Genomic DNA, 20885 nt, shown 5'->3' on the forward strand with positions numbered 1-20885 from the left:
GACGGCGAGGCGGCGCAGGACCACGCGTTCGGCCTCCGACAGCAGGTCCCAGCTCCAGTCGATGACCGCGGTGAGCGTCTGCTGGCGGGCGGCGGCGATCCGCGCGGGCACGCCCGCGATGCCATCGGCGTGTTCCAGTGCCTGCGCGGCCACCCGGCGGGCCTCGTCGGGGTCATCGTCGGCGAGCAGCTCGGCCAGGCCGTTGAGTGCCTGCGAGAGCGCCTGCACCTCGCCCGACGGCTCGGAGTCCGCGATGACCCGCCGGTAGAGCGCGATCGCCGCGGTCCTGTCGCCGCGCAGCGCGTGCACGGCGGCGAGCCTGGTCAGGCCGGCGCCGGTCAGCGTCGAGCCCATCGCCTCCCAGCGGGCGACGGCGTCGGCGGCCTCGGTCGCGGCCTCCTCCAGGCGGCCGAGGCCGATGAGGGCCTCGGCGCGGTTGGAGACGTTCAGGGCGGCGAAGGGGGCGAAGGCCACCAGGTCCGACAGCCGGCCGGCGATCTCCGTCTCGGCCAGCGCCTCCGCGTATGATGCCTCGTCCAGGTGACGGGAGGCCCGGTTGGCGTGGATGCGGATGAGCTGCATCATGTCGCCGGCGTCGCCGGCGTCGCCGGCGTCGCCGGCCCGCTCGGCGTAGGCCAGCGCCCGCAGGTAATAGGCGTCGTTGGCGCGGCGGTCGCCGTCGAGCGCGGCGAGCATGGCCAGCACCGTGTTGGCCATCGCCAGCGCGGCCGGGTCTCCTGCGCTCCTGGCCTGTTCGAGGGCCTTGTCCGCGAGTTCGGCGCAGGCCGCGCGGTCGCCCTTCAGCCAGTGCACCGACGCCATGGAGGCGGCGCACATGGCGGCGTCGGCGGGCGGGCGGCCGTGGGCGTGGCCGCGCTCGTACATGGCGAGTGCGGAGTCGAGCGCGCCGCGCATGTGGTCGATGAAGGCCAGCCGCCTGGCCACGTGCGCGTCGAACGCGGGGCCCGCGGCGGCCCGCGCGAGCAGCTCGCGGGCGCGCGTCCAGTGGCCGCGGTTCTGCTCGGCGACGCCGGCCAGCTTGAGCATCGGGGGAGCGTCGCGCGCCGACTCGGGCAGCAGCTCGAGTGCGGCCGGTACGTCACCGCGCTCGGCCAGCCGCGGCCCGTGCGCGTCGAGCAGCGCGGCGGCCAGCTCGGCGTGCGCGGTCGCGACGGCGGCGCGCAGGGCCAGCTCGGGACGGTCGTGCTCGACGTACCAGCGGGCGGCCACGGCGGCCACGTCGTGGGCCTCGTGCCGGTCGAGCGGGGCGTGCTCGGCCAGCACATGGCCGCCGGTCGAGGTGAGCCGGTGGCCGTCCTGGGCGGACTCGAGGAACAGGCCGCGCCCGGCCAGCGTGCCCAGCGTGTCGGGCGGGGCGCCGAGCGTCGCGGCCAGGCCGTCGGTCAGCATCGGCAGCACGGTCGCGGCCCGCAGCAGCTCGCGCATGGCCGCGGGCAGGTCCTCGTACGCGGCCAGCGTGAGCCGTTCGAGCGTGGCCGAGTTGGCGGCGAGCCCCGCCACCGTGGAGCGCCAGGCGGAGCCGTCGGTCCTGGTCAGTGCGTCGAGCGCGGCCCGTACGGCGGCCGGCCAGCCGCCGCAGGTGCGGTGCAGCTCGGCGGCGATCTCCCTGCCAGGCTCCCCCAGCACCGCCCGCGCCCACGCCTCGGTCTCCTCCGAGGTCAGCGCCAGGTCGGTCGCGTCGAGGTCGAGCACCTCGTGGTCCTGCCGCAGCCGCGCGGTGGGGAACGGCAGCGGCGCCCGCGCGGCCATCACGAGGTGCAGGTGCCGGGGCGCGGCCCTGACGAGCGTCTCGACGTACCGTACGGGGCCGGGCGCGCCCGCGATCGCCTCCACCCCGTCGAACACCACCACCAGCCCCCGCCGCAGCCGCCCGGCCAGCGCCTCGGCCAGCGCGCCCGCCAGCGCGGCGGCCCTCGACGTCTCGTCCGCTCCGGGACCGAGCGGCGCGCCCGCCGCGGTCACCAGGTCGGCGGGCAGTTCGGGAACGCGCCGCGACACCTCAGCGGCGACGGCTCCCGCCAGGGCGGGAAGCTCGCGGTCGGCCGGACCGAGCCGGTGCAGCACGGCGCCCACGGCCTGGGCCCAGCCCGCCAGCGCGGTGGACTTGCCGTAGCCCGCGGTCGCGACGAGCGCGGTCAGCCGGTGTGTGAGGGCCCCGTCGAGCCGCTGGTCGAGCGCGGGGCGCGGGTGTACCCACCCTCGTTCCACCCCCGCATGCTACGCCCGCTTTCACCAGGGACTCCAGAGTTCCCAAAGTGCCACCTCCCGGTAACCGGTGGGTAGGCGCACTATGGTCGTACTTCGACAGGAGGCACCGTGGAACAGGAACTGCCCGGCGGTGCGCGGCTGATCGTGGGAGTCGACGAGTCCCCGGCCGCGCGTTGGGCTCTGGCCTGGGCCATCGGGGCGGCCAGGCTGCACCGGATGGCCCTGGTGGCCGTGCACGTCAGCCGCGCGCCCGTCCATCCCTTCCCCGAGGCGCTGCCCGTGCAGCACGCGGTGCGTCAGGGTGAGGAGGCGCGCTGCTCGGAGGTGATCACGGCCGTGTTCGAGGACGTGGCGGGCGGCGTACCGGACGATCTCACGATCGCGACGGTCGGACGGGTCGGCGACCCCGGCTACCATCTCGTCGACCTGGCCCGCGAGGGCGACCTGCTGGTGCTCGGGCGGGGGCGGCGGGGCCTGCTCAGCCGCATCTTCCTGCCCTCGACCAGCATGTACTGCGCCCGTCACGCGCGGACGACGGTGGTGATCGTGCAGCAGCCCGCGCCGCCCGACGACCCGGAGATGTCAGGAGAGCGCCACCGCCGCTGGACCCGCCGACATCCGTGACCTGAGCAGCCGCAGGCCGGCGGCCACGGCGTCGGTCCTGATCGCGCCGTAGCCGAGCACCAGGCCGCGCTGCGCGGGACGCTCCCCGCAGTACGCCTCCAGCGACTCCACCGCCAGCCCGTCTCCGTCCTCGACGGTCACGCCGGGGGCCAGGCGGGCGCACAGGTGCAGCCCCGCGGTGGACGGCACCGGCAGCAGCCGCTCGTCCGCATCGAGGGCCTCGGCGATCATGGCGTGCCTGGCGGCGTACTCCCGGGTGGCCTTCCTGATGTGCCGCGACAGCAGCCCCTCGTCGATGAAGCGGGCCAGCGCGGCCTGCGTGGGCAGCGCGCCGTGCCAGTCCGTGAGCTGCCGGGCCGCGCGCAGCGCCGGCGCGAGCGAGGCGGGCGCGACCAGGAAGCCGAGCCTGAGCATGGGCAGCAGGGTCTTGGAGAACGAGCCCACGTAGATGACCCGGCCGGCCCTGTCGAGGCTCTGGAGGGGTTCGAGCGGGCGGTCGCCAAAGCGGAACTCGCTGTCGTAGTCGTCCTCGATGATCACCGCCCGGCGGCGCTCCGCCCAGGCCAGCAGGGCGGCGCGGCGGGCCAGCGACATGGGGGTGCCGAGCGGGAACTGGTGCGACGGGGTGACGTAGACGACGCGGGCCTGGTTCGGCAGGGTGGTGACGTCGATGCCCTCGCCGTCCACGGGGATGCCGGCCACCCTGGCGCCGAGCGTGCGGAACAGCAGGCGGGCCGGCGGGTAGCCGGGCTCCTCGACGGCCACGACCGTGCCCGGCTCGATGAGGACCCGGCCGATGAGGTCGAGTGCCTGCTGGGCGCCGTTCGTGACGAGCACGTCCTCGGGGCCCGCGTGGACGCTGCGGCTGAGGCCGATGTGCCGGGAGATGGCCGCGCGCAGCGGTTCGTGCCCCGCCGGGTCGGCGTAGCCGGCGGCGCTCGCCCGCAGCTCGCGGGCCACCAGGCGGCGCCAGGTGTCCATGGGGAACAGGCGGGCGTCGGGGACGCCGACGCGGAAGTCGTGGCGGGCGGCGGGGGACGGGGCCGGGGGGAGGGGCAGGTCCTGCCAGACCGTACGCGGACGTACGACGCCCTTGGGCGCGGCCCGCCCCCTGACCTGCTCCGCCGACACGAACGTGCCCGCGCCCGCCCTGCCCACCAGGAACCCGTCCGCGACCAGCCGGTCGTAGGCGAGGGCGACGGTGTTCCTGGAGATCTCCAGGCGCCTGGCCAGCTCCCTGGTCGGGGGGAGGCGTTCGCCGGATCGGAGCCGGCCGTCGAGTATGGCGTCGAGGAGCTGCCGGTAGACCTGTGCGGCCAGGTCACGGCGGCCGTCGAGGCTGATGTGCACGTCCAATTTGGCCCCATCAGATTGCCGGAAATTGGAGCTTATCTCGGGACAAGTCGGGATCGAAGATGGAGGCATCGTTCGGAAGGGCGTACATCATGAAATTTCGGCGAATCCTGGCACATGCGCAGCTGGCGAACTCCATCGGTGACGGCGTCTACCTCGTCACCTCGGCGTTCTACTTCTCCACCGTCGTCGGGCTCTCGGCCACCGAGATCGGCCTCGGCCTGACCCTCGGCTGGGCGGTCGGCATGGTGGCCGGCGTACCGCTCGGACACCTGGCCGACCGGCGCGGCCCGCGCGGTGTCGCCGTGCTGCTCGCCTTCGCGACCGCCGTGGCCGTCGCGTCGTTCCTGCTCGTACGCACGTTCCCGCTCTTCGCACTGGCCGCCTGCCTGTACGGCACCGCGCAGACCGGGCTGTCAGCGGCCCGCCAGGCGCTGCTCGCGGCCCTGATCCCGCCCGCCGAACGGACCGTCGTCCGCGCCACCCTGCAGGCCACGCTCAACGGCGGCCTGGCGCTCGGCGCCGCCATCGGCGGCCTCGCGCTGCACGCCGGCACCCGCGAGGGCTATCTCGTGGTGCTCGGGCTCGACGCCGTGAGCTTCCTGCTCGCCGCCGCCCTGCTGCTCCGCCTGCCATCCGTACGCTCCGCGCCCGCCCCGGCCGGCCCCCGCCTGGCCGTGCTCAGAGACCGGCCCTACGCGCTCGTCACGCTGATCAACGCCGTGATGCTCTTCTACATGCCGCTGCTCAACGTGGTCGTGCCGCTGTGGATCGCCGCCCGTACCGACGCACCCACCTGGGTCGTCTCGGTCCTGCTGCTGATCAACACCGGCGGCGTGCTGCTCTGCCAGGTGCGGGTGGCCCGCCGGGTCAAGGGGCTGCGCGACGCGTCCGGGGCGGTGCGGCGGGCGGGGCTGACGATGTTCGCGGCCTGCGCGGTGTTCGCGCTCAGCCCGTCGTGGTGGGCGTTCCTGCTGGTGGCGGCCGTCCTGCAGCTCGTCGCCGAGCTGTGGCTGGCGGCCGGTTCCTGGGAGATCGGCTTCGGGCTCGCTCCCGACGACCGGCAGGGTCAGTACCAGGCGTTCTTCGGCACCGGCGTGGCCGTGGCCCGCATGCTCGGACCCGTCGTGCTCACCACGCTCGTGATCGGCGGCGGCACCCTCGGCTGGCTGCTGGTCGGCGCCGCATTCGTGACGGCCGGCGCCGCGATGGCGCCGGCCGTCAGATGGTCGCTGTCACGAGAAGCGGCGCAGCCGCAGGCTGTTGCTGACCACGAAGACGCTGGAGAAGGCCATGGCCGCACCCGCGATCATCGGGTTGAGCAGGCCCAGCGCGGCCAGCGGCAGGGCGGCCACGTTGTAGGCGAAGGCCCAGAACAGGTTGCCCTTGATCGTCGCTAGCGTCCGCCTGGCCAGCCTGATGGCGTCGGGAGCCACCCGCAGGTCGCCGCGTACGAGCGTCAGGTCACCGGCCTCGATCGCGGCGTCCGTGCCCGTGCCCATGGCCAGCCCCAGGTCGGCCTGGGCCAGCGCGGCGGCGTCGTTGACCCCGTCGCCCGCCATGGCCACGACCTTGCCCTCGGACTGCAGCCGCTTGACCACGTCCACCTTGCCCGCGGGCAGCACGCCGGCGATGACCTCGTCGATGCCCACCTCGGCCGCGACCGTGCCCGCCACGGCCTCGTTGTCGCCGGTCAGCAGCACCGGGGTCAGCCCCAGAGCCTTGAGCTGGGCGATGGCCTCCTTGCTCGTCGGTTTGATCACGTCGGCCACGACCAGCACCGCGCGGGCCTTGCCGTCCCAGCCGACCGCCACCGCCGTACGGCCCTTGGCCTGCTCGTCCTCCATGGCCTCGACCAGGCTCTCCGGCAGGTGCTGCGACCACTCCTCCAGCAGCCGCGGCCGGCCCACCAGCACGGCGTGCCCGTCCACGACGCCCTGGACGCCGAGGCCCTCGACGTTCGTGAAGTCCTCGACGGTCGCCGTGGAGGCGGCCTCGCGGGCGATGGCCCGCGCGATCGGGTGCTCGGAGGCGTGCTCCAGCGCTCCCGCCAGCCGCAGCACCTCGTCGCGGTTCTCGCCCTCGGCCAAGTGGACCGCGGCCAGCGTCATCCTGCCCTCGGTGACCGTGCCGGTCTTGTCGAGGACGATCGTGTCGATCCTGCGCGTCGACTCCAGCACCTCGGGGCCCTTGATGAGGATGCCCAGCTGGGCGCCGCGGCCCGTACCGACCAGCAATGCCGTCGGCGTGGCCAGCCCCAGCGCGCAGGGGCAGGCGATGATCAGCACCGCCACCGCCGCCGTGAACGCCGCCGCCGCGCCCTCACCCGTGCCCAGCCAGTAGCCGAGCGTGCCGACCGCGAGCGCGATCACCACCGGGACGAAGACGCCAGAGATGCGGTCGGCCAGCCGCTGCACCTGCGCCTTGCCGGTCTGCGCCTCCTCCACCAGCTTGGCCATCTGCGCGAGCTGCGTGTCCGCGCCCACCCGCGTGGCCCTGACGACCAGCCGGCCGCCCGCGTTGACCGTCGCCCCCGTCACCGGGTCGCCCGGCCTGACCTCGACCGGCACCGACTCGCCCGTCAGCATCGAGGCGTCGACGGCCGAGGTGCCCTCCTCGACCACGCCGTCGGTCGCGATCTTCTCCCCCGGCCTGACCACGAACCTGTCGCCGGCCTTCAGCCGCTCGACCGGCACGCGACGCCCGTCCACCAGCTCGACGTCCTTGGCGCCCAGCTCCATCAACGCCCGCAGCGCGGCGCCCGCCCGCCGCTTCGAACGCGCCTCGAAGAAGCGGCCGGCCAGGATGAACGCGGTCACCGCCGCCGCCGTCTCCAGGTAGATGTTGCCTGAGCCGTCCGTACGGCCGATCGTCAGCTCGAACGGGTGCCTCATGCCGGGCACGCCCGCCGTGCCGAAGAACAGCGCCCACACCGACCAGCCCAGCGCCGCCAGCGTGCCGAGCGAGACCAGCGTGTCCATGGTGGCCGCGCCGTGGCGCAGATTCGTCCAGGCGGCCTTGTGGAACGGCCAGCCCGCGTACACCACCACCGGCGCCGCCAGCGTCAGCGACAACCACTGCCAGTACTGGAACTGCAGCGCAGGGATCATCGCCATCGCGACCACCGGGACCGAGAGCACGATCGCCGTGACCAGCCGGTCGCGGAGCGGGTCGCGCTCCTTCTTCCCGGGCTTCTCCTCCTGCACCGGGGCGGGCGGGGGCGGCAGCTCGGCCGTGTAGCCCGCCTTCTCCACCTCGGCGATCAGCAGCTGCGGGTCCACGCCGGTGGGAAAGGTGACCTTCGCCTTCTCCGTCGCGTAGTTGACCGTCGCCGTCACGCCGTCCAGCTTGTTGAGCTTGCGCTCGATGCGGTTGGCGCAGGACGCGCACGTCATGCCACCGATCGTGAGCTCGACGGCCTTGTCTTCGGTGAGGGAAGACATCATCATCACCTCTCCTTCCTCGCGTCCGTCAGTGCGTGTGGTCGTCCGGGTCGGCTTTCGCGGTGAAACTCGCCGTACGGACCTCGCCCTTGTGCTTGAAGTCCAGGAACAGACGGTAGTCGCCCCGGCTAGGAGCTTCGGCGTAGAACGTGATGCCGGGGCCCGCCGTGTCGCTCTCCTCCGGGTGCACGTGGAGGTAGGCGAGGTCGTTCGCGCGCAGCGCCACCAGATGACCGTACGCGCCCAGGTAGGGCTCCAGGTCGTCGACCGGCTTGCCGTCCTTGCTGATCGTCAGCGTGAGCTTGGTCGTCTTGCCCGGCGCCAGATCGCCGTCCAGGCTGACCGTGTAGCCGTCGGCCTTCGCCGTACGGCTGACCTCAGGCAGTGGGTCGGGGCGGTAGTCGCCGCCGGCCATCAGGTCGGCGCCCAGCGTCAGCTTCTCGCCGCCCGTGGGGACGAAGTCGGCGAACGCGCGGTACGGGCCCGGCTTCGGGGCCTTGAGGCGTACCGACCAGGTGCCGTCGGGGGACAGCTCGGGGTGGAGGTGCTGGAAGCTCGTCAGGTCGCGGGAGGCGACGATGAAGTGCAGCTTCTTGTCGTGCTCCACCTCATAGTCCGTGACGGGGGAGCCGTCGGGGCCGATGACCGTGAACTCGAAGTCCTCGGCGGACTCGGTGGAGACGGAGTCGTTGAGGTTGAGGGTGTAGCCGTTCTGCGACACTTGGAGCCCCCCGGGGGTATCGGCGGCCGTCTGCTGCTGGGGGGTGGTGTGGTGGTCGGTCTGGTCGTCGGTGTGGTCTTGCTCTTGGTGCGACTGCTCAGGTCCGGCGGTCTCGTCGGACGCGTGCCCATGACCGGCGCTTTCGCCGCTCGTCCGGCTTGGGCCCGCACTCTCTTGATCGTCGGCCGTTCTCGCGGCGGCCGACGTGGGGTCGGGGGCCGTCAGCTTGCCCGCGCCCAGGGCGCCGCCGAAGACGACGGCCAGCCCCAGCGCGTACGAGCCCAGCTTCGCCGCGGTGTTCATGAGCGATCCACCAGCTCGTAGCCGGCGTCCTGCACGGCGGAGGCGATCAGGTCACGCCCGACGGGCTCGTCACTGGTGACCGTCAGCAGGCCCGTGGCCAGGTCGACCTCGACGCCGGTCACGCCCGCGACCTCGCCGACCTCCTCCTTGACGGAGCTCACGCAGTGGCCGCAGGTCATGCCGTTGACGGTGTAGGTGGCGGTGCTCATGGCGTGGTCTCCCTCGTATCGCATCGTGCTCTTCTTCGAGTCTAACACCGTACCCCCCTAGGGTATACCTGAGCGGCTTTCTGGGGCGTATCGGACGTCTCGGCTGAAGGTAATGTACCCCCTGGGGGTATGTCAACTCTCCGCCGGGCTGCGCACCTGCGCCGCCGATTTGGCATGATCGAGCTGTTGCCCGTTTGGGGGACGAACAGGGATGACTCCGGGGGACGAACAAGGATGACGACGACAGACGGGACGTATGGAGTGACACCCAGCGCCCCCGGTCGCCGTTTCCGGCTACGCCCTCGGCGGATATGCCGTACACAGGAGGGCGGGTATAGCGGTCCCACCAGGGATTGAACGCCCGTCCTTCGCACAATCCACCCATCTGGTCCGTGCGCAACACAGGGACCGCAGCCATACCTTGCTAGGCTGCTTGTCAACCGTTGGGTCTCACCCCGGCAGGTGAGGCCGTCGAAGAAGTGGGGTCACACCGTGAAGAAGCTGCTCGTTCTGGCGCTGATCGCCCTTGGGGGGTTGCTGATCTGGCGTAAGGTGCAGGCCGACCGCGCAGAGCTCGATCTCTGGACTGAGGCGACCGGCAGCGAGAACTAACCGACCGGCGAGGCGATGAGTGACATCGTCCCCATCAAGCTGGTGTGCCTGGACCTGGCAGGCACCACAGTCGGTGACATCGCCATGGTCGAGCGCGCCTTCGCAGAGGCGATCGCGACTCAGGGCATAGTGCCCGGGACCGGTGCGTACGCGCGAGCCATGGTTCACGTACACCGGTCCCGGGGCTGCCCGAAGATCGACGTGTTCCGCGGCATCTTCCCCGGCAACGAGGCGCAGGCCCAGGCGGCGAACCTGACGTTCGAACGCTCCTACGAGGGCGCGATCGAGCGGGCAGGTCTCACACCCATGCCCGGAGTCCTCGAGGTCCTCGACAAGCTCCGCGGCAACGGCATCAAGCTCGCCCTCATCACCGGCTTCAGCCGCACCACGCTCGGCCGCATCCTCGGCATCCTGGGCTGGCACGACAAGATCGACCTTGCCATCTCCCCAGAAGACGCCGGCGGCCGCGGCCGCCCCTGGCCCGACATGGTCCTGCACGCGGTGCTCCGGCTGGGCGTCGACGACGTCCGCCAGGTCGCGGTGCTGGGCGACTCGGAAAGCGACATGCTCTGCGGCAAGCGCGCCGGCGCCTCGATCGTCGCCGGCGTGATGACCGGCGTCCACAGCCGCGAACGCCTCCTCAAGGGCGGCGCCACCCACATCCTCGACTCCATCCAGGACTTCCCGGGGTTGGTGCTGAGCGATGACCTTGGAACGACGCAGGTGGCTTCCTCGGCCCGGTAAGCTATCTTCGTCGTAAGGGGCCTTAGCTCAGTTGGCAGAGCGCCTGCTTTGCAAGCAGGAAGTCAGGAGTTCGAATCTCCTAGGCTCCACTGCACTTCGAAGGTCACTTCCCATGATCGGGAGGTGGCCTTTTCGATGTTGTACAGCTGCAAAGTACAGCTAGGGCGACAACATGCCCCGACGTCAGGCGTTCGGTTTCCCTGAAAGCGAGTCGACGGAGGCCTCAGCTTCTGACTGGCTCATGTCCTCGGTGCTTCGCACAAGAAAGACGGCCTGCTTCCGGTGGCCGGCGTCGATCAGCTTGCGGATCCGGGTGGGCAGGTCATCCTCATCGAACATCGGGAAGCCCGGCAGCACCTCACCGGCACGTAGGACCTTCGCGACTTCCCATGCGGTCGGCCCGGATACCTGGGACTCTTTGCGGATCAGGTCCACAGCGTCATGAAACCGTCCCGCCTCGATCAGGTCGTGCGCCCGGACCTGCACATCGATGGGAGTCATGAGGTCCAGGCCGACGTACAGAGGATCAAAGGCCACGGTTACCGACCGAGCGAGTGTTTGAGCAGGTCAGCGGTCCAGCCGGGTCGTCACCCTGGCACTTCATTTCTGTAGATGCGCGATACCTTGCGTTGTCTCATCCAGCGGCTGATTCCGAGCCCGAGGATCACCAGTAGCAGGACGGGGAGAAGCGACTCCAACGCCTCTAAGCCGAACATGCGGTGATCGTAGTGAGAGAGACCGACAGATCGGGGTTCCTCGCGGCATGCTGAAGGCCGCTTCCTGGGGAAGCGGCCCTGAAAGGCAAAGTGCGTGGATGGCTCAGAAGCTGAGGTGCTGCCCCAGGCGCTTCAGCGCCCCCATGCTGACCGGCTCCGCGATATCCGCCCAATTTATGTTCCGGTTCAGCCCGCGTTGTTGTGATTGGGGCCGAGAGGAGCGAAGAGGACCTTCGCCTTCCGGCTGATGACCTGGCCCGTCTCGTCGTACGCGGTCACGGTCACGCCGGGGGTGTCGAGGTGCTTGCCGTCCGCTTTCGGGCGGGCCGCCACCCGCCCGATGAAGAAGCCGTTGGCCACCGCGGCGTCCGTGTGCCTGCCGTCCGCCCAGTCGATCTCGACGTGGGTCACCTCCTCCGTCACGCGTCCTGCCGCGATGCGGTAGCCGCCGCCGCTCTGGTTGTCGTCCGACATGGCGTTGGAGTCGGTTCCGGTCGTGTACGCGTCCACGGTCAGCGGGCCCGAGACGCCCGCGTCGAGGTTGCCGGGCAGGGTGGATCCCCAAGGGGTGAAGACGGGAACGCTGGGAAACGCCTCCTTGTACTTCTGCGGTGTGCAGAGGACGAAGCCGGCCTTGCTCCCGACGAGTGCGGTCGAGCCGACGGCATCGCGGTACACCACCAGCTCGCGGAAGTCCTTGACGTCGGAGTCCAGCGGTTGCCGCTTGCGGGGGTCCATGCCGTCGACCGGCCCTCCCAGCGGCATGCAGTCCCGTACGGCCTGGAGTTGCCCAGGGGTGTTCGACGGCAGCTCGGAGGGGCCGCTCGCCGGCGGAGCCGCCGTGACGATGGTCGTGTTCCGGATGATGGGGACCACGACCAGCGTCCCGGCCGCGACGGCGGCGAGCGCACCGGCGGCCAGCGTCCAGCTCAGGCGGCGGCGTCTGGCCCCCGCGACGGCCCGGGCCGCCATGGCCTGGCCGTTCACGGAGCGGGAGGCGTCCGCCAGCCGCCGTAGCTCAGTGGCGATCGTTGTTTCGTCGACGTTCATTTCCAGACCTCCTGCATGACGGGTTCGAGGACCAGCTCGCGGAGACGGGCGATAGCGTGATGGGTCTGGCTGCGTACGGTTCCCACCGAGCAGCCCATGATCTTGGCGACCTCGGATTCCGGGAGATCCTCGTAGTAACGCAACACCAGCACGGCGCGCTTGCGCGGTGGCAGCGCGCGCAAAGCCTGCTGGAGGGTGAGGTGGTCGTCCACCTGGGCCGTGCGATCGCCCATCATCCGCTCAGGGGGCGACTCCACCACCCTTTCCCTGCCCCAGCGGGGACTTCGCCAGCGGCTGACCTGTTCGTGGTACATGACCTTCCGCACGTACGCCTCGGGGTTTTCGCGGATCTTGTTCCAGCGGCCCGCGGTCTTGGTCAGCGCGGTCTGGAGCAGGTCCTCAGCCGCGTACTGGTCGTTGGTGAGGACATAGGCGAGCCTGATCAGGCTGTCCGACCGAGCCGACACGAAGTCGGCGAAGTCGCGTTTCTGCTCGTTGTTCAACAGATCTCCTCTGGTCGCCTCCTAAGACGCGATCCCCTACCGGACCTATGGCGCGCCGACGAGGCAGCCTTGCGGGAGGCCACCGTGCCCGTTCACCCACGAGGGGCTCGGTGGACCGCGACATGATGATTCCGGTTGTGGACCGTATCCGCGTCCCCTCGCCACAGCCGCGGCCACCCGCGCACCCAGCCTGACCATCGTGAAAGGGACAGGGCGTACTCATCCCGCAGGAACCGGCGTTACCTGCGTAGGCGCCAGATCGCGCACACAAGGGTGAGCCAGGGGACGGGCCGCGCGTGGGCGGCCGCTGCGAGTCGCGGACGTGATCGCCGGGCCATCACCGGGCCATTGAGGGCGGTCAACAGGGGGTACTCGTGGTCACCCGTGGACTGCCTATCGTCGAGGTCGGAGCCGTCTCCACGCGCTCGCTGTGCGCCTGCAGGATCGGGAAGCCGAACCGCTGTCTGATGGCGTGGCGGTCCTGCTCCTCTCCCTAGGCGAAGTAGAGGTCATTGGGTGCGCCCCGGTACTCTTCGCTAGCTTCTGGGAACCCGGCCGGAGCGGCTGGACCATAAACGGCTTCTCCAAGACACTCCTCAGCCCGGACGATCTGGAAGGGCTGAGCAACGAACGCGATGCCCTCCGCTGGGAGCCGGCAGCGGGCCTCAGCCCACCCATCCGTGCCCGCCTGTTGGACGGGAGCGCGCCCCATTGATCCTCGCTTCGCTTCGAGTACAGCCGATATATACAGCTACATCCCGGCGCCGCCAGTGGAGGAGAGCCGAGAAAGCCCTCTCTTCAGGTGCCCGGCTTGGTGATTCCTGTTACTTAGCCGAGACATGCTAACTAGCATGCTAACTAGCATGCTCGTCCGCGCTGCTCAGGGAGTACAAGGTGCTCGACGAAGAGCTCTCCGAGGTCATTGCCAACCTCCGCGTTCTCGGCGGGGACATCTCCGACGTGGAAGTGAAGCAGTCCCAGCGCGAGCTGCCGAAGACGATCCGGGAGACGCTCTCCGCCTTCGCCAACACTCACGGTGGTGTGCTCATCCTCGGCCTGAGCGAGAGCACGGGATTTTCGGCAACGGGTGTACGTGATGCTTCCAAGCTTTCCAACGACCTGGCTTCTCTCTGCTCCACTGACATGGAACCCGCTCTGCGGCCGTTGATCCGCGTCCACGACTTCGAAGGTGTGAAGATCATCGTGGCAGAAGTCCCCGAACTGGATCCGGCCCAGCGACCGTGTTTCTACAAAGGTGCCGGGATGACCAAGGGCAGCTTCGTACGCGTAGGCGATGGGGATCGGCGGCTGTCGAGCTACGAGGTTCAGATCATGCTGTCCTCACGCGGGCAGCCTCGTGAGGACGAGCAGGCCATTTCGGGAACCGGCCTCCAGCTTCTTGATCCAAACGCCCTGGAGTCGTTCATCGCGAGACTCCGTACCAACAGGCCTCATGCCTTTGCAGATCTTGACCGTGACGACCTGCTGAGGCGAGCCAGGGTACTAGTAACTGGACATGACGGCACGGAAACGCTCTCCTTGGCAGCCCTGCTCGCGCTCGGCTCCTACCCGCAGGAGTATTTCCCCCAGCTGATGATCAGCTTCGTGCATTACCCCTCGGTCACCGGTCAGCCATCAGCGACTGGCACTCGCTTTCTTGACAACCTCACAGTCGAAGGACCCATCCCCGTCATGGTCCGCGACGCGCTGGCTGCGATCCGGCGCAATATGTCCAGGAGAGCAGTCATCGGAGGAGCAGGCCGCGACGACGTCTGGGAGTACCCGGAGACCGCACTTCGGGAAGCCGTGGTGAATGCGCTCGTACACCGGGATCTGTCCAGCGCCGCGCGGGGTACTCAGATTCAGATTGAGATGTACCCGGACAGGCTGACCATTCGAAGCCCTGGCGGTTTGTTCGGCCCGGTGACCATCGACAACCTCACCGAGGAAGGGATCTCGTCCGCACGCAACGCGACCCTGATGAGGATGCTGGAGGACGTTCCTCTTCCGGGTGAGACACGGACGGTTTGTGAGAACCGGGGCTCTGGAATCCGCGCCATGGTCTCCGCCCTCCGGGCGGCCGGGATGAGTCCACCGCAGTTCGATGACCGTGTGTCCGCCTTCACCGTTACCATCCCCAATCACGCTCTGCTGAACGAGGAAGTCGTGAGGTGGATCGAGAGTCTGGGCGAAGGAGGCCTCTCCGGCAGTCAGTGCATCGCGCTGGCGATGCTCCGAAATGGAGAGATCCTGGACAACCGCTCCTACCGGAGCACGACCGGTGTGGACTCGCGTGTGGCTACGGCCGAACTGGGGGATCTGGTGGCACGTGAACTAGTGACTCAGACCGGGAGCAGGCGATGGGCGCAGTACGAGTTGTCCCAGCGGGGGCACCGCCCTCCTCCGGGGGAGGCACCTGCGTCGACACGGAGCGATCGACGCCCTCAACTGCTGAACGCGCTTGGCGACGAGACCCTCTCGCGAGCCGAGTTGGCCCGAAGTACCGGCCTGACCGATCAGACTGTACGGCGCTGGCTCTCGATCATGCGTGACGAAGGCACGGTGGAATTGATCGGAAGCTCACCGAGAAGCTCGACCGCCCGCTACCGCCGCACACGACAGGGCTCCCTTTTCCCACCGGCTGAGCCCGGGTAACGGCCGTACAGCAGACAGATACAGCAACGCCGCCTCACGTGATCACACTCCACCGATCTTCATCTGCCACTTGACCAGGGCTATGAGACTTCCACGTCATGACCGGCTCCCGTTTGCAAGCAGGAAGTCAGGAGTTCGAATCTCCTAGGCTCCACTGCACTTCGAAGGTCACTTCCCATGATCGGGAGGTGGCCTTTCCATCGTGCAGAGCTGCCACAAGGCCCCTGCGGAATTCACTGGGGACGAGTGACCGGAACTACCGTAATCAGGTGGTCCAGACCCTTGAAATCCTTGGGGTTGCAGGTGTAGAGGGGGAGCCGGTTCGCGATCGCCACACAGGCAATCATCAGATCTGCAGTGCGGGGGCGTGGTTTGCGTCCTGAGGCGATGATGGCCGTCCACAACTGGCCGTACTCGCGGGCTGCGGTGTCGTCGAAAGGGAGGGGATCGAATTCGGCTTCGGCGGTCTGCAGGATCTTCATTCGCTGGGCGAGTTCCTGCGGCCCTGTCGCCACCAAGACTCCGACCGAGAGCTCCGCGGTGGTGATGGCACTGATCATCATCTCATCAGGGAGCTCGTCGGCATCGATGCCGGCGCGCAGGATGAGGATGTTGGTGTCGAGCAGCCCTAGGGAGTGGGTCATCCCTAGTCCTCTGCGGATTCGCGTCTGCCGTATGCGCGATCGTAAGGATCGTAGAGATCGTCGTTGACGTGGCGGTCCATGTCCTCGCGATATTTACGGTCGTCCAGTCGTGGCATGCCACGCGACACGGCGGCGAACTCGGCACGCGAAACGGCCCGGCGCCGGCGGCGGAGCGGGACCAGATCACCGATGTGATGGCCATTACGGGTAACGGCGTACCGCTCCCCACGTTCCAGTCCATCCATGATCTCGGCTGACCGATTGCGCAGGTCGCGCTGAGAGATCTCATGGGAGTGGTCAGACGCAGGAGTGCTCACGTCTGAAGTCTACAGGGTTGTGCCATTCGGTGCTACCTAGTAGCACGCCTGGATAATCGTCAAGCCCGAAGGGGCCGTGGCTGGTGGGAGAGACCGGGCGCGAGGGCGAGATCGCTTCCCGGGTTCACCCGGAGGTCTCTGTACAGCAGAGAAGTACAGCAACCGGGCCGCACTGCGGCTCACCCTGACATCCTCCAGCACATGCTTGAGTAGGGCCGAAGCCTCTCCGCTGCGTGACCGGCTCCCGTTTGCAAGCAGGAAGTCAGGAGTTCGAATCTCCTAGGCTCCACCAGCAAGAACGCACCCCCACTCAAGATCATGTAGTGGGGGTGCGTGACACACTGAGTGACTACGACTCTTCTCGCACGGGGAAGATCCCGTCCATGGCCTCTGCCCCTTCCAGTAGCACCGGCCGGAGTTGAAACCGGTAGACCGTCTCCGTGACCACGGTGTTGGCGTGACCCACCAGCCGCGAGATGTCCTCGATCGGCACCCCTGAATCGGACAACAACGACACGGAGCTGTGCCGCAGCTCGCGAGGCGTCCACTCGCCGGCGACCAGGCACGGTCGACCTCGGTCCTGGTGGCATAGGCCGTGGGCCCGTTTCGTAGTCGCCCGTCCGGTCCCGGATAACGGATCTGGAATCGGCCGGACTCGCACGATCAGACGTGGACCCTGGCGTCGGCCAGACGGTGGCGATCAGGAAAGCGAGAGCGTGACCACGGTGGCGTCGTCGTGGGTCTTGCCTCGCGGCCATCGCGATCCTGCGGGGTCGCTGTGTTCGGCCGCGCGTACGCGGCTGATCAGCGCTTCCGGTCCTTCTTGGTCGAGTAGGTCGAGGTTCTGTCGCCAGGTGGCGAGGTGGAAGCGATCGACGAGGCGGGATGCGCCGTCGCTGAGGAGGACGGCCGTGCGTACGGACTCCTGTGGGACCGTCCCGGTGAGGGCCTGGTCAGCGGCGAGGGGGTCGGTGGCCGCGACCCAGAAGCCGCCGTCGCGGTTGCGGTGGGCGCGCAGCGTCTCGACGTACTCGCGGTGGGCTTTCTGGTGTTCGGGGGTGCCGGAGTCAAGGGCGTCCATGGCCTTGCGGTAGCGGGCGCCGACCTGGGCTTCGCGGTCGTCGCAGATGACCATCGGATCTGCGGTGTCGCCTGTGCCGAGGACCAGGCTGGAGTCTGCCAGGACGAGCCATTCGAGGGTGTCGTCCGTACGGCGGAGCATGACCACGGTTGCCGAGGGCGAGCCGGGGTGGGTGAGGTCGCAGGTGTCCTCGTGCAGGCCGGCGACTGCCTTGATCTCGGCTGCCAGCAGTTCGGAGAGGGTCTCGTGTCTTTGCGTCATGGCGGCCAGCAGCGAGGAGCCGAGAGTGCGCGCGTACCAGGCGACCCCGTGCGAGCAGCCGGACTCGGAGCCCGCGGGCGTGCCGGCACCGTCGAGGAGGACTGCGGCGTCCGCGCTCACTGCGGCGAAGTCCTCGTTGGGACGTCCGGGTGCCGCCTCGGTGGCCAGCGCGACGCGCATGCTCACTCCTCCTCGTGCCGGTAGAGCGGACTGGCGAGTTCGACCTTTACGGGTTCCCCGGTCTCCGGTTCGTACTCCGTGGCCACGATGGTCGAGAACGGCTTGTCCGCCACCTGACCCCACAGGGCCGCCAGCTCGGTTTGCAGGAGCCGGACCACGCCGAGCGTCCCTTGAGGGTGGATGCCGGTGAAGACCAGGACGTTGCCCGCCCCATCGGGGCGCGGAAGCCGCCCGAGGTAGGCGTAGTCGATCGGCCGCGAGGGCTCGTCGTCGGAGAAACGCGAAATCCCGCCCGACCAGGTGTGTCGGACGGGACTCGGTCCACGTGCGTCCAGCCGTTTGAAGGGGCGCCAACAGTCAGGAGCCGAGGTGCTGCCCCAAGCGCTTCAGTGCCTTTCGCGTCCAGAGCGGCCGAGGCTTCGTCCGGGCGGCTCTGCAGGTTCAGCTCCTTGTCCTCACGGCGGATGCCAATCAGGACGAGCTCCGCGATGTACATCATCATGTACACTGGAAGTATGAAGGTGATGACAATGTCCGAATCCCGGGCTAACTATGCTGCTACTCTCGACGCCGTCATCGACGACCAGGAAGAAGTCCTCATTACCCGCCCCGGCGGGGAAGGCGTTGTCATGGTGTCTCAGCGCGAGTACGAATCGATGCGCGAGACGCTCTACCTTATGGCCTCTCCTGTCAACCGCAGACGGCTGTCAGAGGCAGTCGCCCGTCTGGAGGCCGGCGGCGGCACCGTCCGTGAACTGGCCGACGAGGACACCACCTCGTGAAGATCGTCTTCGACGAACTTGCCGGGGAAGACTACTGCTACTGGCAGAGAGAAGATCGACGCATCCTCAAAAGGATCAACCAGCTGATCGCCGACATAGCTCGAAACGAGAATGAAGGCATCGGCAAACCAGAGCCGCTGAAATACGAATGGTCCGGTTACTGGTCACGGCGCATCACCTCAGAACACCGGCTCGTCTATCGCGTCGATGACGACACCATCATGATCGCCGCCTGTCGCTATCACTACGAGAAGTAGCGCCGGTCCGGTCAACCAGGAACGAGGAACGCCTGGTACAGGCCGGTAATCCCGCTCGCCGAGCAGCGCTACGAGATCTATGTAAAGCAACGGCAGGCGGAGAAGGGCGGATGGCGATGGGATACGCGCGTTTGAGGACGTCCGTGCTGAGCAACGGGAGTGCTGGTCCAGGGCGCTGCGTACAGAAGCAGGTACAGCAACGCCGTCTTACATGATCACACGTCATCAGCATATGACTGCCGCCTCACCAGGGTCAGGGGCCTTTCTACGGGGTGACCGTTTCCCGTTTACAAGCAGGAAGTCGGGAGTTCGAATCTCCTAGGCTCCACTCCAGGTGGAAGGCCACTTCCCATGATCGGGTAGTGGCCCTTTCGATCTTGTACAGCTGCAAAATACAGCTACGGCGAAAACATGCCCCGACGTCAGGCGTTCGGCTCCCCTGAAAGCGAGTCGACGAAGGCCTCAGCTTCTGACTGGCTCATGTCCTCGGTGCTTCGCACAAGAAAGACGGCCTGCTTCCGGTGGCCGGCGTCGATCAGCTTGCGGATCCGGGTGGGCAGGTCATCCTCATCGAATATCGGGAAGCCCGGCAGGACCCCACCGGCACGTAGTACCTTCGCGACTTCCCATGCGGTCGGTCCGGAGACCTGGGACTCTTTACGGATCAGGTCCACAGCGTCATGAAACCGGCCCGCCTCGATCAGGTCGTGCGCCCGTACCTGCACATCGATGGGAGTTATGAGGTCCAGGCCGACGTAGATGCGCGATACCTTGCGTTGTCTCATCCATCGGGTGATTCCGAGCCCAAGGATCACCAGCAGCAGGACAAGGAGAATCGACTCCAACGCGTCTAAGCCAAACATGCGGTGATCGTAGTGAGGGAGACCGACAGATCGGGGTTCCTCGCGGCATGCTGAAGGCCGGGTCATGAAGCTGATCGTCGGACTGCGCTGTGAGACGATCCGGGTGGGCGCCGTACGGGCGGTGCTCGTGAGAGCCGAGGAGTCCGGCGTGTTGCTCGCGATGATCCTCTGGTACTCGATACCAGTCGTTGTTGTTGGTGTATCGCTTTTTGTGTGGTCCCGTAACCTGCGGCGCAAGGTGGTCTACTTGTCGCTTGCTCTCGTCGCCTTGGTCATTGCGCTCGTGGTCACCTGGGTAATGGATCGAGAGGGGTGGGGAGTCTGGCTCTTCTTCCTCCTGCCCGCAGTGCTGGTTACGGGGGTTCGGTTGATCGTCGCAGGGATGTTGGCGCGGACTCCGGCGGGTCGGTAGGAAGCCGGCGGCGGTGCGATTCGGGGGAGCCACCTTTGGGAGCACCCAGACGGACGATCTTGAACGTCGGTGAACTTTCACGTGGCTGAGGGGGGACACTGGCGGTCTGCCGGCTGCCCAGGTGAAGGCGGTAGCAAGCGAGTTGGGTTCCCTACCATGATCGCTGTTTCGCGGAACAGGAGGGCATTCACCGTGTGGAGGCAGAAGATCGGACGGCTGTACGACGATGCCGAGTTCGCCGCGCCTGCCTCCGATGAGGTGATCGATCAGATCGAGCGACTGCTGGGTCAGGGCGTGCCGGACGAACTGCGAGAACTGCTGCGGCAGACCAACGGGGTTCGGGCTGAGTATGGCTCCGGGCTGGTGTGGTCGGTGCAGGAGATCATCCAGGGGAACACGGAGTTCCGGCACAGCACCGACTTCGCTGAGCTGTACATGCCGTTCGACCAGCTCTTGTTCATGGGGGACAACGGGGGCGGGGATCAGTTCGCGTATGTCCGGAACCCGGCGGGGCGGCTTGACGAGGTGTTCGTCTGGGATCACGAAACCGACGAACGTAAGCGGGTCGCCACGTCCTTGGAGGACTATTTGGAGCGTCGGGCAGGCGCGGACGGCGACGACTGGTACAAGTGAGGGACTCAGGGCCGGCCACGGCCATGTCTTGACAGTCTTAGGCGTTACCCGGGCGGCGTCGGTCGCGGGCTCGTTGGCGGGCGCGAAAAGCCGTCGTGACGATCCGGGAAAGGCAGCGTGGCGTTGGGTGCGTCACGGCGCACCCGAGTGGGGCGGCCTACAGGCCCAGGCCGGATTCCAGGTGCCCCAGCGCCGTGTCGATCTCGGCGGGACCGTCCATGTCGGGATCTTGTGCCCATTGGAGCCAGACCATGGCCACGACCCCGAAAACAGCACCGATGGCGTTGCGTATC

At 68.1% G+C, this 20885-nt stretch carries 21 protein-coding genes, 1 tRNA gene and 2 pseudogenes; 10 read left to right on the plus strand and 14 right to left on the minus strand.

What is annotated here, in order from left to right:
• Positions 1-2229 (minus strand): annotated as a pseudogene (locus ABZW11_RS13230) (hypothetical protein); the annotation flags it as partial.
• Positions 2230-2337: 108 nt separating this feature from the next.
• Here ABZW11_RS13230 and ABZW11_RS13235 point away from each other — a divergent pair.
• Positions 2338-2853: a universal stress protein gene (locus ABZW11_RS13235; RefSeq protein WP_355415897.1), complete on the plus strand. Its 516-nt coding sequence runs from the start codon at positions 2338-2340 to the stop codon at positions 2851-2853.
• Here ABZW11_RS13235 and ABZW11_RS13240 read toward each other — a convergent pair.
• A complete protein-coding gene (locus ABZW11_RS13240) occupies positions 2812-4203 on the minus strand; it encodes a PLP-dependent aminotransferase family protein (protein ID WP_355416257.1) in 1392 nt (463 codons plus the stop codon). The genes ABZW11_RS13235 and ABZW11_RS13240 overlap by 42 nt on opposite strands.
• A gap of 95 nt (positions 4204-4298) precedes the next feature.
• On the opposite strand from ABZW11_RS13240, the pseudogene ABZW11_RS13245 reads away from it, so the two are divergent.
• A pseudogene (locus tag ABZW11_RS13245) lies at positions 4299-5030 on the plus strand (MFS transporter); the annotation flags it as partial.
• 411 nt (positions 5031-5441) lie between these two features.
• On the opposite strand, the gene ABZW11_RS13250 reads toward ABZW11_RS13245, so the two are convergent.
• From ABZW11_RS13250 to ABZW11_RS13260, 3 genes are read right to left on the minus strand one after another with little or no spacing between them, the layout of a single operon-like run.
• Positions 5442-7649 (minus strand): heavy metal translocating P-type ATPase, encoded by a 2208-nt coding sequence (locus ABZW11_RS13250; protein WP_355416259.1) that lies wholly within the window; start codon positions 7647-7649, stop codon positions 5442-5444.
• 28 nt (positions 7650-7677) lie between these two features.
• Positions 7678-8673 (minus strand): hypothetical protein, encoded by a 996-nt coding sequence (locus ABZW11_RS13255; protein ID WP_355415899.1) that lies wholly within the window; start codon positions 8671-8673, stop codon positions 7678-7680.
• Positions 8670-8882: a copper ion binding protein gene (locus tag ABZW11_RS13260; protein ID WP_355416261.1), complete on the minus strand. Its 213-nt coding sequence runs from the start codon at positions 8880-8882 to the stop codon at positions 8670-8672. Before ABZW11_RS13260 ends, ABZW11_RS13255 begins: the two co-directional genes overlap by 4 nt.
• Positions 8883-9374: 492 nt before the next feature.
• Between ABZW11_RS13260 and ABZW11_RS13265 the strand changes: the two genes are divergently transcribed.
• From ABZW11_RS13265 to ABZW11_RS13275, 3 genes are all read left to right on the plus strand, one after another.
• Positions 9375-9494: a DLW-39 family protein gene (locus ABZW11_RS13265; protein ID WP_020542320.1), complete on the plus strand. Its 120-nt coding sequence runs from the start codon at positions 9375-9377 to the stop codon at positions 9492-9494.
• Positions 9495-9509: 15 nt separating this feature from the next.
• The gene (locus tag ABZW11_RS13270) at positions 9510-10238 is read left to right on the plus strand and encodes an HAD family hydrolase (RefSeq protein ID WP_355415901.1); all 729 of its coding nucleotides are present in this window, start codon (positions 9510-9512) and stop codon (positions 10236-10238) included.
• A 16-nt stretch (positions 10239-10254) separates the two neighbouring features.
• Positions 10255-10327 (plus strand) — tRNA-Ala (locus ABZW11_RS13275).
• Between the two features lie 94 nt (positions 10328-10421).
• Here ABZW11_RS13275 and ABZW11_RS13280 read toward each other — a convergent pair.
• The 3 genes from ABZW11_RS13280 to ABZW11_RS13290 all read right to left on the minus strand — a co-directional run bounded on the left by ABZW11_RS13280 (position 10422) and on the right by ABZW11_RS13290 (position 12507).
• The gene (locus ABZW11_RS13280; protein WP_355415906.1) at positions 10422-10739 is read right to left on the minus strand and encodes a hypothetical protein; all 318 of its coding nucleotides are present in this window, start codon (positions 10737-10739) and stop codon (positions 10422-10424) included.
• Positions 10740-11140: 401 nt separating this feature from the next.
• Entirely contained in the window at positions 11141-12004 is an 864-nt protein-coding gene (locus ABZW11_RS13285; protein WP_355415908.1) for a hypothetical protein, read from the minus strand.
• Complete coding sequence (locus ABZW11_RS13290) at positions 12001-12507, minus strand: SigE family RNA polymerase sigma factor (RefSeq protein WP_355415910.1); 507 nt, start codon at positions 12505-12507, stop codon at positions 12001-12003. The genes ABZW11_RS13285 and ABZW11_RS13290 overlap by 4 nt, the downstream gene beginning before the upstream one ends.
• Positions 12508-13401: 894 nt before the next feature.
• On the opposite strand from ABZW11_RS13290, the gene ABZW11_RS13295 reads away from it, so the two are divergent.
• Positions 13402-15162: an ATP-binding protein gene (locus ABZW11_RS13295; protein ID WP_355415912.1), complete on the plus strand. Its 1761-nt coding sequence runs from the start codon at positions 13402-13404 to the stop codon at positions 15160-15162.
• Positions 15163-15395: 233 nt separating this feature from the next.
• Here the strand turns inward: ABZW11_RS13295 and ABZW11_RS13300 are convergent, their stop codons facing one another.
• The 5 genes from ABZW11_RS13300 to ABZW11_RS13320 all read right to left on the minus strand — a co-directional run bounded on the left by ABZW11_RS13300 (position 15396) and on the right by ABZW11_RS13320 (position 17803).
• Positions 15396-15806: a type II toxin-antitoxin system VapC family toxin gene (locus ABZW11_RS13300; RefSeq protein ID WP_355415914.1), complete on the minus strand. Its 411-nt coding sequence runs from the start codon at positions 15804-15806 to the stop codon at positions 15396-15398.
• 2 nt (positions 15807-15808) lie between these two features.
• Complete coding sequence (locus tag ABZW11_RS13305) at positions 15809-16123, minus strand: prevent-host-death protein (RefSeq protein ID WP_355415916.1); 315 nt, start codon at positions 16121-16123, stop codon at positions 15809-15811.
• 349 nt (positions 16124-16472) lie between these two features.
• Positions 16473-16616, minus strand: coding sequence for a hypothetical protein (locus ABZW11_RS13310; protein WP_355415918.1), 144 nt, complete (start codon positions 16614-16616; stop codon positions 16473-16475).
• A 207-nt stretch (positions 16617-16823) separates the two neighbouring features.
• Complete coding sequence (locus ABZW11_RS13315) at positions 16824-17645, minus strand: protein phosphatase 2C domain-containing protein (protein WP_355415920.1); 822 nt, start codon at positions 17643-17645, stop codon at positions 16824-16826.
• 2 nt (positions 17646-17647) lie between these two features.
• Positions 17648-17803 (minus strand): hypothetical protein, encoded by a 156-nt coding sequence (locus ABZW11_RS13320; protein ID WP_355415922.1) that lies wholly within the window; start codon positions 17801-17803, stop codon positions 17648-17650.
• A gap of 330 nt (positions 17804-18133) precedes the next feature.
• On the opposite strand from ABZW11_RS13320, the gene ABZW11_RS13325 reads away from it, so the two are divergent.
• Complete coding sequence (locus tag ABZW11_RS13325) at positions 18134-18427, plus strand: type II toxin-antitoxin system prevent-host-death family antitoxin (protein WP_355415924.1); 294 nt, start codon at positions 18134-18136, stop codon at positions 18425-18427.
• Positions 18424-18684, plus strand: a complete 261-nt coding sequence (locus tag ABZW11_RS13330; RefSeq protein ID WP_355415926.1) for a Txe/YoeB family addiction module toxin — start codon at positions 18424-18426, stop codon at positions 18682-18684. The genes ABZW11_RS13325 and ABZW11_RS13330 overlap by 4 nt, the downstream gene beginning before the upstream one ends.
• Positions 18685-19106: 422 nt before the next feature.
• Here the strand turns inward: ABZW11_RS13330 and ABZW11_RS13335 are convergent, their stop codons facing one another.
• On the minus strand, positions 19107-19547 hold the full coding sequence (locus ABZW11_RS13335; RefSeq protein ID WP_355415928.1) for a hypothetical protein: 441 nt from the start codon (positions 19545-19547) through the stop codon (positions 19107-19109).
• Between the two features lie 64 nt (positions 19548-19611).
• Here ABZW11_RS13335 and ABZW11_RS13340 point away from each other — a divergent pair, with 64 nt between their 5' ends.
• Both ABZW11_RS13340 and ABZW11_RS13345 read left to right on the plus strand, forming a co-directional pair.
• The gene (locus tag ABZW11_RS13340) at positions 19612-19959 is read left to right on the plus strand and encodes a hypothetical protein (RefSeq protein WP_355415930.1); all 348 of its coding nucleotides are present in this window, start codon (positions 19612-19614) and stop codon (positions 19957-19959) included.
• Positions 19960-20151: 192 nt separating this feature from the next.
• Positions 20152-20592, plus strand: a complete 441-nt coding sequence (locus ABZW11_RS13345; RefSeq protein ID WP_355415932.1) for an SMI1/KNR4 family protein — start codon at positions 20152-20154, stop codon at positions 20590-20592.
• Positions 20593-20885 lie beyond the last annotated feature (293 nt).

Source organism: Nonomuraea sp. NPDC004580 (genome assembly GCF_040609855.1).
GTDB lineage: Bacteria > Actinomycetota > Actinomycetes > Streptosporangiales > Streptosporangiaceae > Nonomuraea > Nonomuraea salmonea.

Bases quoted from the DNA above. Each gene is read 5' to 3' on its own strand.
- ABZW11_RS13340 (WP_355415930.1), top strand. From the start codon at position 19,612: ATGAAGCTGATCGTCGGACTGCGCTGTGAGACGATCCGGGTGGGCGCC.
- ABZW11_RS13270 (WP_355415901.1), top strand. From the start codon at position 9,510: ATGAGTGACATCGTCCCCATCAAGCTGGTGTGCCTGGACCTGGCAGGC.
- ABZW11_RS13315 (WP_355415920.1), bottom strand. From the start codon at position 17,645: ATGCGCGTCGCGCTGGCCACCGAGGCGGCACCCGGACGTCCCAACGAG.
- ABZW11_RS13300 (WP_355415914.1), bottom strand. From the start codon at position 15,806: ATGACCCACTCCCTAGGGCTGCTCGACACCAACATCCTCATCCTGCGC.
- ABZW11_RS13285 (WP_355415908.1), bottom strand. From the start codon at position 12,004: ATGAACGTCGACGAAACAACGATCGCCACTGAGCTACGGCGGCTGGCG.
- ABZW11_RS13260 (WP_355416261.1), bottom strand. From the start codon at position 8,882: ATGAGCACCGCCACCTACACCGTCAACGGCATGACCTGCGGCCACTGC.
- ABZW11_RS13255 (WP_355415899.1), bottom strand. From the start codon at position 8,673: ATGAACACCGCGGCGAAGCTGGGCTCGTACGCGCTGGGGCTGGCCGTC.
- ABZW11_RS13335 (WP_355415928.1), bottom strand. From the start codon at position 19,547: ATGTTTGGCTTAGACGCGTTGGAGTCGATTCTCCTTGTCCTGCTGCTG.
- ABZW11_RS13280 (WP_355415906.1), bottom strand. From the start codon at position 10,739: ATGACTCCCATCGATGTGCAGGTCCGGGCGCACGACCTGATCGAGGCG.
- ABZW11_RS13250 (WP_355416259.1), bottom strand. From the start codon at position 7,649: ATGTCTTCCCTCACCGAAGACAAGGCCGTCGAGCTCACGATCGGTGGC.
- ABZW11_RS13325 (WP_355415924.1), top strand. From the start codon at position 18,134: ATGTACATCATCATGTACACTGGAAGTATGAAGGTGATGACAATGTCC.